The organism is Leifsonia sp. McL0618 (assembly GCF_049994905.1).
Taxonomy (GTDB): domain Bacteria; phylum Actinomycetota; class Actinomycetes; order Actinomycetales; family Microbacteriaceae; genus Diaminobutyricibacter.
In genome coordinates, this window is sequence record NZ_CP188258.1 from 1,842,825 (window position 1) to 1,858,934 (window position 16,110).

Here is a 16,110-nt window from a genome sequence, read left to right on the forward strand (position 1 = left end):
GAGCGTGAAAATCAGCGAGCTCTTCAAACCCACCACGTCGCTGTGGTTGAGGCTGACCTTTCTCGCTGTCGCCACCCTCATCATCGTCGGAATCATCCTTCTGCTTGTGAGCGACAACAAACCGTATCCAGCCGTCGCCGGGCTGCTCGCGTTGCTCGGGCTGGGCATCTACGCCTTCACGATCTACGGCCTCGTCGTCGAGAACCGCGGGACGGTGGGGGACCGGGCCAGAGCGATGCGGGACGGGCTGCCCGATTCTCAGTTCATCACCTGGCAGACATCCGACGGCGAGTCGCATGTGGCGACCCAGGTGACCATCGACGGGGCGACGATGTGGCGGCACGACGGTGAGACTCTGTCCGCCGCCCAGATCCTCGAACTGACGGAGGGCGCTCCCGTCAGGCAGTTGTAACCGGGTATCGTCGCCTTATGGCCACTCGACCGGACGACGATCGGGCGTCTCGCGCCGCTCGGATGGCGCTGTGGGTGTGCGTGCCCGTGCTCATCGTCGTCAGCCCGGTCGCCATCTACGGCGGGCAGATCCTCGTCGTATCGGGGGACAAGGTCACAGGGCAGGCGCTCACGATCCTCGGCGCGGTGCTGCTGGTGATGGCCGTCGTCGGTGTCATCGTCCTCATCGTCACCCGCCCGCGACGCTGACGATCAGACCGTCGGGCCCGACCCGTACCCTTCGAGCGGCGGCGCATCGCCGTGCCGGGCGAGCCGCTGGGGCTGGTAGACCTCGCTGGCGCCCGGCATGAACGCCCAGACGAAGGGCAGGAAGACGCCGAGGACGAGCATCCCTGCATCCTTGCCGAAGGCGATGCCGATACAGGGGCGGGCGGACCGCATCGCCTGGCACTCGACGACCATGCCGCAAGAAACTTAGGCTGGATGCTGTGGCAGCGAAGAAGAACCGGAGCGACTCCCGGTTGAACGTCGCCCGCTACCAGGTCGACCGGCTCGCCGGCGTCGAGCATCCGGGCAGTGACAGCGACGACGACGAAACGAACACGTCGGGCCAGGCAACAATGGACCAGCGAACGCAGTACGTCGAGATCTCGATCGCCCAGGCGATGCGCAGGGGAGACTTCGACAACCTGCCCGGCGCAGGCAAACCGTTGCGGAACCTGCACGAGATCCACGATCCGAACTGGTGGATCCGCAAGAAGATCGAACGGGAGAGCCTGACTGGGCTCGGCCCTCCTGCGCTGACGCTCCGCACCGAGGATGCGAACCTCGAGGAACGCATGGACGCCGCACCATCCGAGAGCGCCGTCAGAGAACTGCTCGAAGACTTCAACCTGCGGGTCGTCGAGGCCAGACGTCAGCTCCAGGGCGGGCCGCCCGTGGTCACGCCGGTTCGCGATGTCGACGCGGAAGTCGTGGCATGGCGTGAGAGGCGGGAGCGCCGCTACAGGGACGGGGCCGAGGCTCGTGAGCGGGAGGCCGCCGAACGCGCTGCGATGACGTGGCGCCAGCGCCGCCGCGCACGACGGCGGGGCTGAGCGACTGCTACGCCGTCTGCTGGAATTCGGCGAAATAGGTGATGTGGCAGCCGTCGCCTCCGCACTCCACGCAGGCCAGCACCTCGGTGCCGTCCTGGTCGGGGTCGGCACCCGTGCCGTCACACCGTTCGCAGATGATCAACGTCTTCATGGCACCGATTGTGCGCTCGCACCGGCGATCCCGTCGGAGGCCGGACGGTGTGTCGGGAGTCGTCGTGTCCACCCCTTGCCGTGGGGCTGTGGAGCGCGTACGGTCGCTCTCCAGCACCTTCACAATCGGATGGACGGACCCCGCGATGTCGACACTCATGATCTTCGGCTTCGACAAAGAAGCAGACGCCACTGTGGCATTCGACAAGGTGCTCGAACTGCATCGAATCGCCCTCCTCCGACTGGCAGACGCCGCCTGGATCGCGGTCGGCAGGGATGGCCATATCGAATTGAGGAGCGCGCCCCACGACCCGGCCGCACCCCTCGACGTGACCGAGGCTGCTGCCTTCGGCCAGATTCTCGGCGCGCTCGTCACTACCCCGGTCGCAGGGTTTGCCGTCGGGGGCACGATAGGCGCGGTGTTCGAGACGATGGAGTCGAGCGACGACACGGTCGACGGGGACGTGCGCAAACAGATCGCGAAGGCACTGCGCCCCGGACGGTGGGCCGTCGTGGTCTACGCCACCCAGGTAGCCCTCGGCGAGGTCCGCAAACAGTTCGACACGATGGGCGGCACTCTGGTCACGCTGGAGATCGGGGAATCGGCGCAGGCCGAACTCGCCCGCGACGGCGGTGTCGAAGTCTGACACCAGCACCAGGCACAGCGTTAGACTGCGCGTCATGAGCCAGGTCGAAGCAGGAATCGTCTCCTACACGCTTTCGAGCGACTACTACGCGCAGGTCGGTGCCGACTTCGACACGGAAGCGGTCGACGATGCGATACTCGCAGAACTGAACCGCATGCTGCCGCTCGGCATCGTCGTCGAACGCAACGGCCGCATCCTCGCCGATGAGGACAAGGAGCGCGAGGCGCGGTCGATCGATTGGCCTGCGCTCCTGAAGCGCATCGACGTGGACCAGATCCTCGCCGAGCACGGCCGCTGACTCCAGCGCGTCAGAGGTCCAGCGAGTCGCCCGGTTCGAGCGGGAAGAACTCGCCGCCGTTCTCTTCCGTCGCCCATGCGATGCGCGCGTTTGACATGTCTTTGCCGCCGCGCGAGAGCACCATCTCGTGAGTGGGGAAGCTCCGCTTCGGTTTCACTGCGAGCACGTAGTCGATGGTTTCGGCGATCTTGAGCCAGGGTGCGCCCGCGGGCACGGCAAGGACATCCACATCGACTCCCTCGGGAATCGTGAAGGAGTCGCCGGCGTAGTAGAGCTCGTCGTTGATGAGTACGCCGAGGTTGTCGACCACCGGGATGCTCGAGTGGATGACGGCGTGCCGGCCACCGAAGAAGCGGAGCGTGAACGGCTCGGCCGTCACGACATCCCCCGCGTTGACGACGGTCACGTCGATGCCGGTGGCGGCGGATGCGACGCCCGCGGGCCCGTAGATCGGGATGCCCGGGTTCATGTCGAGGATGCGCCCCAGCTGTTCCGGCGTCCAGTGGTCGGCGTGCTCGTGCGTGATGACGACGGCCACGGCCCCTGCGGTGTCCGTGAGTGGTGTCGTGAATGATCCGGGGTCGAGGAAGAGCTTTTTTCCGGCTTCTTCGAGGATCAGGGCGGCGTGCTCGAGTTTCGTCAGCTTCATGGTTTGAGCAAACACCCATCCACCCTCTCGTGCAAATCTTGAGGAATATACCCCCTAGGGGTACTGTTGAAGCGTGGATATGAACGAGATGACCCACGCGACGCACGAATCCGCGCACGATCATGCTGCCCACGGCGACCATGACCCGCACGCGGAACACGGGTCGCACGCCGACCATTCGGCCCACGACCCAGCTGTGTTCCGCCGCAAGTTCTGGGTGTCCCTGGCGCTGACGATCCCGACGCTCGTCTTCTCTCGCGGGCTCCAGGAGATCCTCGGAATCGACGGGCCTCGATTCCCCGGCAGCCAATACATTCCGGCGATCTTCGGCGTCGCGATCTTCCTCTACGGCGGTATGGTCTTCCTTCGCGGGGCTGTGGCGGAACTCCGCGACCGGCAGCCGGGCATGATGACCCTGATCTCGCTCGCGATCGTCGTGGCGTTCGGCTACAGCCTGGCCGTGACTTTCGGACTGTCCGGAATGGACTTCTGGTGGGAGCTGGCGACGCTGATCACGATCATGCTGCTCGGGCACTGGATCGAGATGTCGGCCGTCATGGGTGCGCAGGACGCGCTCGGGCAGCTGGCCAAGCTACTGCCCGACGAAGCCGAACGCATGCTCGGCGGACCGGGCACCGAACGCCTCGAGACCGTGCCGGTTAGTGCACTCTCGATCGGCGACCTGGTGCGTGTTCGCCCGGGCTCCAGCGTGCCCGTCGACGGCGAGATCGTGGAGGGCGCATCCGACCTCGACGAATCGCTGCTGACGGGTGAGTCGAAGCCGGTGTCACGGTCGGCGGGCGAGAACGTGGTCGCGGGGAGCATCTCCGGCAGCGGCTCGCTGGTGGTGCGCGTCACGAAACTCGGCGGCGACACGGCACTGGCGGGCATCATGCGCCTGGTCTCCGATGCCCAGGCGAGCAAGTCGAAGACGCAGGTGCTGGCCGACCGTGCTGCGGCATGGCTCTTCTACGTCGCGCTGGGGGCGGCATCCCTCACGCTCGTCGTCTGGACCATCCTCGCCCCGGGCGATCCGGCCTTCGTGCTCGAGCGCGTCGTCACTGTGCTCGTCATCGCCTGCCCGCACGCCCTCGGCCTGGCCATCCCGCTCGTCGCACAGATCTCGACGGTGCTGGGGGCACGGAACGGCCTGCTCATACGTGACAGGCACGCGATGGAGGATGCCCGCCTCATCGATGTCGTGCTGTTCGACAAGACCGGAACGCTCACCGAAGGGCGCCAGGGTGTCGTCGCCGTGGTGGCCGCCGAAGGGGAGAGCGAAGACGATGTGCTGGCGCTCGCCGCGTCCGTCGAGGCTCCGGCCGAGCATCCGATCGGTCGTGCCATCGTCGCGGAAGCGCGCGACCGCGGCATTGCAGTCGTGCGCGCGGCAGCGTTCGAGGCTCTTGCCGGGCGAGGCGTCTCGGCGGTGGTCGACGGCGCGCCGGTGGTCGTGGCCGCCCCGCGCGTGCTCACCGAGCGCCGGCTCACCCCGACCGCCGAACTCGTCAATGCCGCCCTGGATGCTGCCCGCGATGCCCGGACTGTGGTGTTCGTCCTTCGCGGTGACGAGGTCGTCGGGCTCATCGCCCTCGCCGACGTCGTGCGCCCGGAATCCGTGGAAGCCGTGAAAACCCTGCGCGCAAGGGGAGTTCGGGTAGCGATGCTGACCGGCGACTCGTGGGACGTGGGAAACGCCGTGGCGCGCCAGCTGGGGATCGACGAGGTCTTCGCCGAAGTGCTCCCCGGCGACAAGTCCGGCGCCGTGGCGCAGCTCCAGCGCGACGGATCCCGTGTGGCGATGGTCGGCGACGGGGTCAATGACGCGCCTGCGCTGGCACAAGCGGATGTCGGCATCGCGATCGGTGCGGGGACGGATGTGGCGATCGAGTCCGCGGGGATCGTGCTCGCGTCGAGCGATCCGCGCGGGGTGGCGAAAGTCATCAGGCTTTCGCGGGCGACGTATCGCAAGATGCTGCAGAACCTCGCGTGGGCGACCGGCTACAACGTGATCGCGATCCCTCTCGCCGCCGGCGTCACGATCGGGCTCGGGTTCGTCGTATCGCCGGCCCTCGGCGCCGTGCTGATGTCAGGGTCGACCATCGTCGTCGCACTGAACGCCCAGCTGCTCCGCCGCACGAAGCTCGACTGAGCGCGGCGCGCCGAACGGATGGTCTACCGAGGCGTGAGGGCAACGGCGGCGCTGTCCGACATAATCGTGGACTATGGCCGTCCCACCCCTCACCGTCGTCGTGGCGATCAACCCGCAGGCGTCGTTCGGGAAGCGTCGCGAAGTCGGGCCGCGCGTCGTCGAACGGCTTCGCGAGGTCGGCCACACGGTCATCGCCCTGGCGGAACCGAATGTGGAATTGCTGCGCCGTGAGACCATCCGCGCGGTCGAGGCGGGCGCCGACGCGCTCGTCGTTGTGGGCGGTGACGGGATGGTCAGCCTCGGCACCAACATCGTGGCGCAGACCGACATCCCGCTCGGAATTGTTCCGAGCGGAACCGGCAACGACCTCGCTGCCGGGCTCGGCATCCGGATCGACGACACGGATGCCGCCACCGACCAGCTGATCGCAGCTCTCGGAAAGCCTCCGCGCATCATCGACGCCGGCCTCGTCAGGCACGGTGAGCTGTCGACCTGGTTCGCGAGCGTGCTCTCGGCCGGCTTCGACGCGATCGTCAACGAACGAGCGAACCTCATGACGCGGCCGCGTGGACGTTCGCGCTACATCTTCGCCATGCTGCGCGAACTCGCGACGATGAAGCCGATCGAGTATGAGATCGAGGCGGATGGTGTCGTCTCGCGTCGGAGCGCGTTGCTCATCTCGGTCGCGAACAACGTCTCGCTCGGTGGCGGTATGCACATCGTCCCGCACGCGGAGCTCGACGACGGCTATCTCGACCTGTTCGTCGTGGCGCCCATGTCGCGGCTGGCCTTCCTGCGCGTTTTCCCGAAAGTATTCCAGGGCACGCATACGACGCTTCCCCAGGTCTCGTTCCAGCGGGTGCGCTCGGTGAAGCTCAGTGCGGATGGGGTGGTCGCCTACGCGGACGGCGAACGTGTCGGCGTGCTTCCCGTTGAAATCTCGCTGGTCCCGGCGTCGCTGCGCATGCTCGTCTGAGCGCTCCCTGCCTTCCGGGGGGTCTCTCGGTTTGGTCGCCGCCCCGGGCGTATGGCATACTCGATGAGTTGCAAAGCGGCCCCATCGTTTAGCGGCCTAGGACGTCGCCCTCTCACGGCGGTAACGCGGGTTCAAATCCCGCTGGGGTCACCAACAGCCCGGATACCAGTCAATCACTGGTGTCCGGGCATTTTCATTTCGTCGTGGCCGAGTCAGTGAATCTGCTCCGTGGCAACACTTTGGCAGCGATCGCATCAGCGTCCGGGTCACCATCGAAGGCTCCTCAAAAGGTACTTTGCGTACACAATGTCCTTAAGCGCCAGTATTACCTCATGGACACACTCACCAGCGAGGTCTCGGCGCGCGAGCTGCGCGGTCATCTAGCGGACGTGCTCGGACGCGCAATGTACGGCGGCGAGCGCGTTGGAGTAACGCGCAACGGAAAGCTCGCTGCCGTAGTGGTCAGCGAAGCACTCGAGGCATTTGAGATGGCCCAGGAGGTCGAGGCCTACCGCAACGCGAAGGCTGAAGACGACGGCGGCCGCGTGAGCTTGGACGAACTGCGTAGCGACCTCGATTCGTGACATACAGGATCGACTTCACGACGGCAGCTACACGGCAGATCAAGAAGCTTCCGCGCGCGGCCTGCGAACGCATCCTCCAGCTCGTCGAAAAACTGGGTGGTTTAAGCTCCGACTCGTGACCGACAGCATTCTGATGATCCAGATCAACGCAAGCCCGGAGCGTGTGTACGCAACCCTCGCGGATCTGAACGGCTACCGGGATTGGCTTTCCCGCTCGCGCACCACCGCCGAGCGGAACCAACCGGTCGGAACGGGTGCGAGCTACATCGACGCGAGCCTGATCGGTACTGCGCAAGGCGTAGTACTCCAGTGCGAGCCTGACCGACTCCTGGTCTTCCACCAGGCCGCCGCCCCCCGTCGGTCCGGAGGCAGCAGGATTGCGATCACCAGCCGATACGAGTTGATGCCGATCGACGGCGGAACTCGGGTTCTCCGAACCGGCACGATCCTAACCAGCGGGCTGATCACAGCAGCGCATGTCATGGTCGTCGCGGCCGTCAAATCCGAGAATCGTCGCACCCTACGAGCGCTCAAGGACTTTCTCGAGCGGTTGCCAGGGGACGTGCGCCAGATCGAGTAATCCCAGTGGGTTGCTCGGCTGACCTGGACCGAGGCGATCCGATAGGATCGAATTCGCGAAGGGGAGTATCCCGAACGGCCCGCCGAGGGCCCGCGCCGTGAACGTCATCACGGATCGTCCACACGATCCCGGGCACGGCGGCATCCGAACTGGTGGATGCGGGAGAGACTTTCGGGCCGTTTCCGGCACCCTTCGAAAGGTTTTCCGTGGAGCTCGCTCTTCCCGCATGGTTCGAGATCGGATCAGCGATCGTGCTGGTCCTGATCCTGCTCGCCGATCTGCTGATCGTCGTCAAGCGCCCGCACATCCCGAGTCCGCGGGAGTCCACACTCTGGGTGGTCTTCTACATCGCGCTCGCGCTCGTGTTCGCTTTGCTGATGTACCTCATCGGCGACGCAGAGCACGCCGGGCAGTTCCTTGCCGGATGGCTGACGGAGTACAGCCTGAGCATCGACAACCTGTTCGTGTTCGTGCTGATCATGTCGCGCTTCGCGGTGCCCAGGAAGAACCAGCAGGAAGTCCTGATGGTCGGCATCCTGATCGCGCTCGTGTTCCGCGGCGTCTTCATCGTTCTGGGCGCCCAGCTCATCGAGAGCTTCAGCTGGATTTTCTACTTCTTCGGCGCGTTCCTGCTCTACACGGCCGTCCACCAGGCGTTCAGCTCACACGAGGCCGACCGGGACGAGGAGAACGCCTTCGTCCGGTTCATGCGCAAGCGACTGAAGGTGTCGAATCAGTACGAGGGGTTCAAACTGCGCACCACCGTGGGCGGCAGCCGCATGTTCACGCCGCTGATCATCGTCTTCCTTGCGCTGGGCACGACCGACCTGCTCTTCGCACTCGATTCGATCCCCGCGATCTTCGGCATCACGACGAGCCCGTTCATCGTGTTCGCAGCGAACGTGTTCGCGCTCATGGGGCTCCGTCAGCTCTACTTCCTGCTCGGCCATCTGCTCGACCGACTCGAATACCTCAAATACGGCATCGCGTTCATCCTCTTCTTCATCGGCCTGAAGCTCGTCTTCCACGCGCTCCACACGAACGAGGTGTCGTTCATCAACGGGGGACATCCAGTGGAATGGGCACCCGAGATCAGCACGTGGACTTCGCTCGCTGTCATCCTCATCTCAATGGCTGTCGCTACGATTGCAAGCCTGGTGAAACTCCGTATCACCGGTGTCAGCGTCGCCGAAGCCATGCATGGCGACGACGCGGCCGATGAGACGGCTGACGAGGAGAACACGGGTCGATGACCGCCATCTCGCGCGTTTGGGCACGGACGGACGTCGGCCGAGTGCGCGCGCTCAACGAGGACTCCTTCATCGCGCGACCCCCACTCTTCCTCGTGGCGGACGGGCTGGGCGGGCATGCGCGCGGCGATGCGGCCAGCCAGGCGGCCATCCGCATCTTCGACGAGGCGTTCCCTGAGGGCGCGCCGGCGCATCCGGATGCCGTGCTCGCGGCGATCGCCGACGCGAACGCCGCAGTGCGCGCCCTTTCGCTCCCGGACGACATCGGCGCCGCGGTCGCCGGCACCACCCTGGTGGGTCTCGTCGAGGTCGTCACCGACAGTGGTCCCGCCTTGCTGGGGATCAACGTCGGCGATTCGCGGCTGTACGGCTGGGATGGCCGAACACTCGCGCAGCTGAGTGTCGACCACTCGGCGGTGCAGGAGCTGTTTGAGGCGGGGCTCATCACGGCATCGCAGATGGACTCGCATCCCGAGCGCAACATCATCACGCGCGCGCTCGGCGCGGAGGACGATGTCGACGCGGACACGTGGACCGTCCCGGCCTCAGACGGGCACACCTTCCTGGTCTGCTCCGATGGGCTGACCCGGGAACTGACAGACGATGAGATCGCCCGCATCCTCGCTGACGCGCTGGCCGACCCGTCGACCGACCCGGCCCGCGAACTCGTCGACGCCGCCGTCGCCGCAGGTGGGCGCGACAATGTAACGGTCATCGTCGTGGGTACGCAGGGCTGAGGCGGGCCGGTGATAAACTGCCCACGTGCTGTACGGTCTGCTTCTCCTTAGCTGCCGCGACGAGTCCTGATCTGAGGCCTCACTCGTCGCGGAGTTTGTCGTTGGCTGACCACCAAGCAAGCAAGGAGCAATCGCAGACATGAGCAATATCGTCCAGACAAGCGCGACCGAAACGACGCGTACCCCCCTCACCCTCGCTGAGAAGGTGTGGCGCGACCACCGCGTGGTCAAGGGCGAAGACGGTTCGCCCGACCTGATCTACATCGACCTGCACCTGGTGCACGAAGTGACCAGCCCGCAGGCATTCGACGGACTGCGGATGGCGGGCAGGCCGGTGCGTCGCCCCGACCTCACGATCGCCACCGAAGACCACAACACGCCGACCATCGGCATCGACCGGCCCATCGCCGACCTGACGAGCCGCACCCAGATCGAGACACTCCGGCGCAACGCCGAGGAGTTCGGCATCCGCCTGCACTCGCTCGGCGACATCGAGCAGGGAATCGTGCACGTCGTCGGCCCGCAGCTCGGGCTGACCATGCCCGGCATCACCGTGGTCTGCGGTGACTCCCACACCTCGACCCACGGCGCATTCGGCGCGATGGCGTTCGGCATCGGCACCAGCGAGGTCGAGCACGTGATGGCGACCCAGACGCTGCCACTGAAGCCGTTCAAGACGATGGCGATCACGGTCGAGGGCGAGCTGCGCCCGGGAGTGACGGCCAAGGACATCATCCTTGCCGTCATCGCGAAGATCGGCACCGGCGGCGGACAGGGCTACGTGCTCGAGTACCGCGGCAGCGCCATCCGCGCACTCTCCATGGAGGGGCGGATGACGATCTGCAACATGTCGATCGAGGCCGGCGCACGCGCGGGCATGGTCGCGCCCGACCAGACGACCTTCGACTACCTGGAGGGCCGCCCGCATGCTCCGCACGGACAGGACTGGGTCGACGCCCTCGAGTACTGGAAGACTCTCGCCACCGACGACGATGCGGTCTTCGACGCCGAGGTGTTCCTCGACGCGAACGAGCTCGAACCCTTTGTGACGTGGGGCACCAACCCGGGCCAGGGCGTTTCGCTGAGCGAGTCCGTTCCGGACCCGGCAGCGATCGCCGACCCGAACGAGCGTGCGGCCGCCGAGCGGGCGCTCGAATACATGGCTCTCGAGGCGGGCACGCCGATGAAGGCGATCCCGGTGGATGCCGTCTTCATGGGTTCCTGCACCAACAGCCGGATCGAAGACCTGCGGGCCTTCGCTTCCGTGATCAAGGGTCACAAGAAGGCCGACGGTGTCCGCGTCATGGTCGTGCCGGGGAGCGCTCGCGTTCGCATCGAAGCCGAGGCGGAGGGAATCGACAAGATCGTCGAAGAGTTCGGCGCGGAATGGCGATTCGCCGGGTGCTCGATGTGCCTCGGAATGAACCCCGACCAGTTGGCGCCGGGCGAACGGTGCGCATCCACCTCGAACCGCAATTTCGAAGGCAGGCAGGGCAAGGGCGGACGTACGCACCTGGTGTCGCCGGTGGTCGCTGCGGCCACCGCGATCCGGGGAACCCTTTCCGGCCCGTGGGACCTCGAGGGTGACGAAGGTGGCGACTCGCCGCAGAATGGCTTCACGAATTCGCACGCAGGAGAGAAGGTGAACGCCTGATGGACAAGATCTCGACCCTGACAGGTGTCGCTGTTCCGCTCAAGCGGTCGAACGTCGACACCGACCAGATCATCCCAGCCGTCTTCCTGAAACGCGTCACGAAGACCGGCTTCGACGACGCGCTCTTCTACGCCTGGCGCCAGGACCCGGACTTCGTGCTCAACCAGGAGCCCTATCGCGCCGGCAAGATCCTCATCGCCGGGCAGGACTTCGGAACGGGTTCGTCGCGGGAACACGCCGTGTGGGCACTGCGGGACTATGGTTTCACCGCCGTGCTCAGCCCGCGCTTCGGGGACATCTTCCGCGGCAACTCGGGCAAGCAGGGACTGCTCACCGGGCAGATCACCGAAGCGGATGCCGAGCGACTGTGGGCGGCGATCGAAGCGAATCCGGGAATAGATGCCACCGTCGATCTGGTTGCCAAGACTGCGAGCATCAGTGACCTCACGGTTTCATTTGAGATCGATGATTACACTAGGTGGCGGTTGCTCGAAGGCCTGGACGACATAGGCCTGACCCTGCGTGACGAAGCGCACATCACAGAATTCGAAGCCCGCCGCGAGAGCTGGCGGCCCAAAACGTTACCGGTGAAAACGCAGTGAACTCACTTCTTCAGGACGCACAAGCCGCAGGGGCGCATGTGGGACTCAAAGGCGATCGGATCACGATCAACGGAGGGATCCCGCTCCGCGGCCGAATCGAACTGAAGGGTGCGAAGAACCTCGTCACCAAGGCGATGGTCGCGGCGCTGCTGGGTGAGGGCCCGAGTGTTCTGCGCGACGTTCCCGATATCAGCGACGTCCGTGTCGTGCGTGGGCTGCTCGAGATCCACGGCGTCAAGGTGACCGACGGCACTGACGAAGGCGAGCTCATCCTCGACCCGAGCAACGTCGAGATCGCCCACATGGCCGACATCGACGCGCACGCGGGTTCCAGCCGCATCCCGATCCTGTTCTGCGGGCCGCTGCTGCACCGTCTGGGCGAGGCGTTCATCCCCGACCTGGGCGGCTGCCGTATCGGCGACCGCCCCATCGACTACCACCTCGAGGTGCTGCGCAAGTTCGGAGCGATCGTCGACAAGCTCCCGAGCGGCATCCGTATGACCGCACCGAACGGGCTTCACGGCGCGAAGGTCGAGCTCCCGTACCCCAGCGTCGGCGCGACCGAGCAGGTGCTGCTCACCGCCGTTCGTGCCGAGGGCATCACCGAACTCAAGGGCGCTGCGATCGAGCCCGAGATCATGGATCTCATCAACATCCTCCAGAAGATGGGGGCGATCATCACGGTCGACACCGACCGCGTGATCCGCATCGAGGGCGTCGACCACCTCGTGGGCTACAGCCACACCGCACTCTTCGACCGCAACGAGGCCGCCAGCTGGGCCGCAGCGGCCCTCGCCACCAGCGGGGACATCTTCGTCGGTGGCGCCCGCCAGCCCGAGATGCTGACCTTCCTGAACGTGTTCCGCAAGGTCGGTGGTGCTTTCGAGATCCACGACGACGGCATCCGCTTCTACCACCCGGGTGGTGAGCTCAAGCCGGTCGTGATCGAGACGGATGTGCACCCCGGCTTCATGACGGACTGGCAGCAGCCGCTCGTCGTCGCCCTCACCAAGGCGAACGGCGTGTCGATCGTGCACGAGACCGTCTACGAGCAGCGTTTCGGCTTCGTCGACGCGCTCGTCGAGATGGGCGCGACCATCCAGATCCACAAGGAGTGCCTCGGCGGCCACCCGTGCCGTTTCGGGCAGCGCAACTTCAATCACTCCGCGGTGATCACCGGTCCCACTCGCCTTCACGGCGCGGACATCGAGGTTCCCGACCTGCGCGGCGGATTCAGCCACCTGGTCGCAGCGCTCAGCGCCGAAGGCACCTCGACCGTAAGCAACGTCGGCATCATCAGCCGCGGATACGAGAACTTCATCACCAAGCTCGAGCTGCTGGGAGCCGACTTCGTTCTCGAAGGATAATAGGTTCGTGCCCGAACCGTCTTCAGAGCAGAAGCCTGCCGCCCAACCGTCATCCACCGAGCCGTCTGTCACAACAAAGCCCCTGAAAAAGCCGCGCTCGGAGAGGGCGCGACCCTCGATCTTCTGGGTGCTCGCGGGGCTCGTCCTTCCGATCATCGGGCTCATGGCGCGCTTCACGGTCACGGACCGGCAGAAGTTCCCGCGCACCGGCGCCTATGTCGTGGCGCCGAACCATTACACCGAGATCGATCCGGTGATGGTGGGCGCCGTCGTGTGGAAGCTCGGCCGCCTGCCGCGGTTCCTCGCGAAGGGCAGCCTGTTCCGGGTCCCGGTGGTGGGCTGGGTCCTGCGGAAGTCAGGGCAGATCCCCGTCGAACGCAGCAACGCGCGCGGAAACGCCTCGCTCATGGCGGCGGAGAAGCTGGTGGATGCCGGCGGGCTCGTCATCATCTATCCCGAAGGCTCGCTGACACGCGACCCCGACCTGTGGCCGATGCGCGGCAAGACGGGAGCTGCGCGGATGGCGATCGAACACGACATCCCCGTGATCCCCGTCGCCCACTGGGGTACGCAGCAGGTCATGGCGAGGTATTCGAAGAAGATCAGCTTCTTCCCGCCCAAGAAGATCGCCGTCAAGATCGGCGACCCGGTCGACCTCTCGGCATTCCGCGGCCGCAACCTCGATGCAGCCACGCTCAACGAGGCGACGACCGTGATCATGGACAGCATCACCGCCCTGCTCGCCGACCTGCGCGGCGAGGAGCCCCCGGCACAGCGCTGGAATCCCGCCGAGCACGATCAGAAGGAGACCGGCCGCTTTGAAGGCTAGCGATAAGAAGGTCGTTCCTCCCCGCCGCGTCGCCGTCCTCGGTGCAGGAAGCTGGGGCACCACCTTCGCGAAGATCCTCGCGGACGGCGGGGCCGACGTCGTGCTGTGGGCACGCCGCCCGGAGCTCGCCCGGGAGATCACCGAGGGCCGCCGCAACAGCGACTACCTGCCCGGTATCAACCTGCCGCGCAACCTGCGATCGACATCCCGCCTCGCAGAGGCGCTCACGGGAGCCGAGCAGGTGTACGTGTCGATCCCCAGCCAGTCGCTGCGGGACAATCTCGCCGCCATCGCTCCGCACCTGGGCCCGTCCACGGTCGTCGTCAGCCTGATGAAGGGTGTCGAGAAGGGCACTGGGCTCCGCATGAGCGAAGTGATCGCCCAGGGCCTCCCCATTGATGAGAACCTGATCGCCGTGGCCTCTGGGCCGAACCTTGCGCTGGAGATCGCGAAGGAACAGCCGACGGCCGCGGTGGTCTCCTCGGCCAGCCTGGAAACAGCGCAGGCGGTTGCGATGGCCGCGACGAACCGCTACTTCCGCAGCTTCGTCAACACTGACGTGATCGGTACGGAGTTCGGCGGTGTGCTGAAGAACCTGATCGCTGTCGCGATCGGAATCGTCGACGGCGTCGGGTACGGCGAGAACACGAAGGCCTCGATCATCACACGGGGCCTGGTCGAGATGACCGATTTCGCTGTCGCCTACGGCGCCAAGGCGGAGACGCTCGCCGGTCTGGCAGGTCTCGGCGACCTCATCGCGACCTGCGAGTCGTCGCTGTCCCGCAACAACACCGCGGGAAGGCTGCTCGGCCAGGGCTACAGCTTCACGGAGGTCGTGAAGCAGATGAACCAGACCGCTGAGGGTCTCGCATCCGTCGCGCCCATCCTCACGCTCGCCGAGGCGCGCGGCGTCGAGATGCCCATCGTGCGGCAGGTGAGCCAGGTGCTCGCCGGTACGCTCGAACCGAAAGACATCGCACCGCATCTCACCACGGATTCGGACGAACCCCAGGGTGAAAGGACCATGGATGACGGACAAACTCGTAGTCGCTCTTCTGTTTGGGGGTCGTTCAAGCGAGCATTCGATCAGCTGCGCGACAGCGGCGGGAGTGCTCGCCGCGATTGATCGCGAGCGATACGACGTCATCCCGGTGGGCATCACGAAGTCCGGTGCCTTCACCCTTCAGCCGGACGATGCGGCGTTCTTCGCGCTGAATCCCGAAGCGATGCCTGTCGTGCCTGACAACGGCACCCGTTTGCACTGGCCGGAGAGCGCTGAGACACGCGAACTCACCGTGACGGAGGCGGACGGCACCCGGCGCTCGCTCGGCGACGTCGATCTGGTCTTCCCGATCCTGCACGGTCCGTGGGGCGAGGACGGCACGATCCAAGGGATGCTCGAGCTCGTCGACCTGCCGTATGTCGGCAGCGGGGTGCTGGCGAGCGCGCTCGGAATGGACAAGCACTTCACCAAGACGGTGCTGCAGCATGCCGGGATTCCCGTTGCGCCCTGGCGAACCGTCTCTGCGTACGAATGGGCGGCAGACCGGGATACCGTCCGGGCCTCGGTCGCCGAGCTCGGCCTGCCGGTGTTCGTCAAGCCGGCCCGCGCCGGCTCCAGCGTCGGCGTCAGCAAGGTCTCCGAGCCCGCGGAACTCGATGGGGCGCTCGCGATCGCTTTCGCAGAAGACGACAAGGTGCTGGTCGAGACCAGCCTCGTCGGACGCGAAGTCGAGGTCGCTGTGCTCGGAGGTCGCCCGGGTGAGGCGACCCGCGCATCCGTCGCCGGTGAGATCGTGATGACAGGGCGCGAGTTCTACGACTTCGCGGCGAAATACCTCGATGCACCCGGCATCGACCTCGTGTGCCCGGCCGATCTCACGGGCGACGAGCTGGCGACGATGCAGGGACTGGCGATCCGCGCTTTCGACGCCATCGGGGGAGAAGGCCTGGCCCGAGTGGACTTCTTTCTCACCGCCGACGGTTTTGTGATCAACGAGATCAACACGATGCCCGGCTTCACGCCGATTTCGATGTTCCCGCGCTGCTGGCAGGAGTCCGGGCTGAGCTACCCGGCGCTCATCGACGAGCTGATCGCCGTCGCATTGGCACGCGCCGCCGCCTGAG

At 65.8% G+C, this 16,110-nt stretch carries 20 protein-coding genes and 1 tRNA gene; 18 read left to right on the plus strand and 3 right to left on the minus strand.

Annotated elements, in window-relative coordinates:
• Positions 1-4 precede the first annotated feature (4 nt).
• Both ACPPVQ_RS08775 and ACPPVQ_RS08780 read left to right on the plus strand, forming a co-directional pair.
• Positions 5-412, plus strand: coding sequence for a hypothetical protein (locus tag ACPPVQ_RS08775; protein ID WP_426520663.1), 408 nt, complete (start codon positions 5-7; stop codon positions 410-412).
• Between the two features lie 17 nt (positions 413-429).
• Positions 430-660: a hypothetical protein gene (locus ACPPVQ_RS08780; protein ID WP_426520665.1), complete on the plus strand. Its 231-nt coding sequence runs from the start codon at positions 430-432 to the stop codon at positions 658-660.
• Between the two features lie 3 nt (positions 661-663).
• On the opposite strand, the gene ACPPVQ_RS08785 is transcribed toward ACPPVQ_RS08780, so the two are convergent.
• A complete protein-coding gene (locus ACPPVQ_RS08785) occupies positions 664-873 on the minus strand; it encodes a hypothetical protein (protein ID WP_426520667.1) in 210 nt (69 codons plus the stop codon).
• Positions 874-899: 26 nt separating this feature from the next.
• Here ACPPVQ_RS08785 and ACPPVQ_RS08790 point away from each other — a divergent pair, with 26 nt between their 5' ends.
• On the plus strand, positions 900-1,508 hold the full coding sequence (locus tag ACPPVQ_RS08790) for a DUF1992 domain-containing protein (protein WP_426520669.1): 609 nt from the start codon (positions 900-902) through the stop codon (positions 1,506-1,508).
• A 7-nt stretch (positions 1,509-1,515) separates the two neighbouring features.
• Here the strand turns inward: ACPPVQ_RS08790 and ACPPVQ_RS08795 are convergent, their stop codons facing one another.
• Positions 1,516-1,659, minus strand: coding sequence for a hypothetical protein (locus ACPPVQ_RS08795; protein ID WP_426520671.1), 144 nt, complete (start codon positions 1,657-1,659; stop codon positions 1,516-1,518).
• 145 nt (positions 1,660-1,804) lie between these two features.
• On the opposite strand from ACPPVQ_RS08795, the gene ACPPVQ_RS08800 reads away from it, so the two are divergent.
• Positions 1,805-2,305: a DUF1269 domain-containing protein gene (locus ACPPVQ_RS08800; protein ID WP_426520673.1), complete on the plus strand. Its 501-nt coding sequence runs from the start codon at positions 1,805-1,807 to the stop codon at positions 2,303-2,305.
• 34 nt (positions 2,306-2,339) lie between these two features.
• On the plus strand, positions 2,340-2,603 hold the full coding sequence (locus ACPPVQ_RS08805) for a hypothetical protein (protein ID WP_426520674.1): 264 nt from the start codon (positions 2,340-2,342) through the stop codon (positions 2,601-2,603).
• Positions 2,604-2,613: 10 nt separating this feature from the next.
• Here the strand turns inward: ACPPVQ_RS08805 and ACPPVQ_RS08810 are convergent, their stop codons facing one another.
• Positions 2,614-3,252, minus strand: a complete 639-nt coding sequence (locus ACPPVQ_RS08810; RefSeq protein WP_426520676.1) for an MBL fold metallo-hydrolase — start codon at positions 3,250-3,252, stop codon at positions 2,614-2,616.
• A 79-nt stretch (positions 3,253-3,331) separates the two neighbouring features.
• On the opposite strand from ACPPVQ_RS08810, the gene ACPPVQ_RS08815 reads away from it, so the two are divergent.
• From ACPPVQ_RS08815 to ACPPVQ_RS08875, 13 genes are all read left to right on the plus strand, one after another.
• Entirely contained in the window at positions 3,332-5,404 is a 2,073-nt protein-coding gene (locus tag ACPPVQ_RS08815; RefSeq protein WP_426521193.1) for a heavy metal translocating P-type ATPase, read from the plus strand.
• 73 nt (positions 5,405-5,477) lie between these two features.
• Positions 5,478-6,380, plus strand: coding sequence for a diacylglycerol kinase family protein (locus ACPPVQ_RS08820; protein ID WP_426520678.1), 903 nt, complete (start codon positions 5,478-5,480; stop codon positions 6,378-6,380).
• Positions 6,381-6,457: 77 nt separating this feature from the next.
• Positions 6,458-6,533 (plus strand) — tRNA-Glu (locus ACPPVQ_RS08825).
• 179 nt (positions 6,534-6,712) lie between these two features.
• Positions 6,713-6,964 carry a type II toxin-antitoxin system prevent-host-death family antitoxin gene (locus ACPPVQ_RS08830; RefSeq protein WP_426520680.1) on the plus strand — a complete coding sequence of 84 codons (252 nt, stop codon included), beginning with the start codon at positions 6,713-6,715 and terminating at the stop codon, positions 6,962-6,964.
• A 115-nt stretch (positions 6,965-7,079) separates the two neighbouring features.
• Positions 7,080-7,544, plus strand: coding sequence for an SRPBCC family protein (locus tag ACPPVQ_RS08835; protein WP_426520682.1), 465 nt, complete (start codon positions 7,080-7,082; stop codon positions 7,542-7,544).
• A 206-nt stretch (positions 7,545-7,750) separates the two neighbouring features.
• Positions 7,751-8,797 (plus strand): TerC family protein, encoded by a 1,047-nt coding sequence (locus ACPPVQ_RS08840; RefSeq protein WP_426520684.1) that lies wholly within the window; start codon positions 7,751-7,753, stop codon positions 8,795-8,797.
• Positions 8,794-9,531 (plus strand): PP2C family protein-serine/threonine phosphatase, encoded by a 738-nt coding sequence (locus ACPPVQ_RS08845; protein WP_426520686.1) that lies wholly within the window; start codon positions 8,794-8,796, stop codon positions 9,529-9,531. Before ACPPVQ_RS08840 ends, ACPPVQ_RS08845 begins: the two co-directional genes overlap by 4 nt.
• Before the next feature lie 139 nt (positions 9,532-9,670).
• Positions 9,671-11,185 carry a 3-isopropylmalate dehydratase large subunit gene (gene leuC / locus ACPPVQ_RS08850; RefSeq protein WP_426520688.1) on the plus strand — a complete coding sequence of 505 codons (1,515 nt, stop codon included), beginning with the start codon at positions 9,671-9,673 and terminating at the stop codon, positions 11,183-11,185.
• Entirely contained in the window at positions 11,185-11,787 is a 603-nt protein-coding gene (gene leuD / locus ACPPVQ_RS08855; protein WP_426520690.1) for a 3-isopropylmalate dehydratase small subunit, read from the plus strand. Before leuC ends, leuD begins: the two co-directional genes overlap by 1 nt.
• Positions 11,784-13,154: a UDP-N-acetylglucosamine 1-carboxyvinyltransferase gene (gene murA / locus ACPPVQ_RS08860; RefSeq protein ID WP_426520692.1), complete on the plus strand. Its 1,371-nt coding sequence runs from the start codon at positions 11,784-11,786 to the stop codon at positions 13,152-13,154. The genes leuD and murA overlap by 4 nt, the downstream gene beginning before the upstream one ends.
• A 7-nt stretch (positions 13,155-13,161) precedes the next feature.
• Positions 13,162-13,983 carry a lysophospholipid acyltransferase family protein gene (locus ACPPVQ_RS08865; protein ID WP_426520694.1) on the plus strand — a complete coding sequence of 274 codons (822 nt, stop codon included), beginning with the start codon at positions 13,162-13,164 and terminating at the stop codon, positions 13,981-13,983.
• On the plus strand, positions 13,973-15,109 hold the full coding sequence (locus ACPPVQ_RS08870) for an NAD(P)H-dependent glycerol-3-phosphate dehydrogenase (RefSeq protein WP_426520696.1): 1,137 nt from the start codon (positions 13,973-13,975) through the stop codon (positions 15,107-15,109). Before ACPPVQ_RS08865 ends, ACPPVQ_RS08870 begins: the two co-directional genes overlap by 11 nt.
• Complete coding sequence (locus tag ACPPVQ_RS08875; RefSeq protein WP_426520698.1) at positions 15,012-16,109, plus strand: D-alanine--D-alanine ligase family protein; 1,098 nt, start codon at positions 15,012-15,014, stop codon at positions 16,107-16,109. The genes ACPPVQ_RS08870 and ACPPVQ_RS08875 overlap by 98 nt, the downstream gene beginning before the upstream one ends.
• Position 16,110 lies beyond the last annotated feature (1 nt).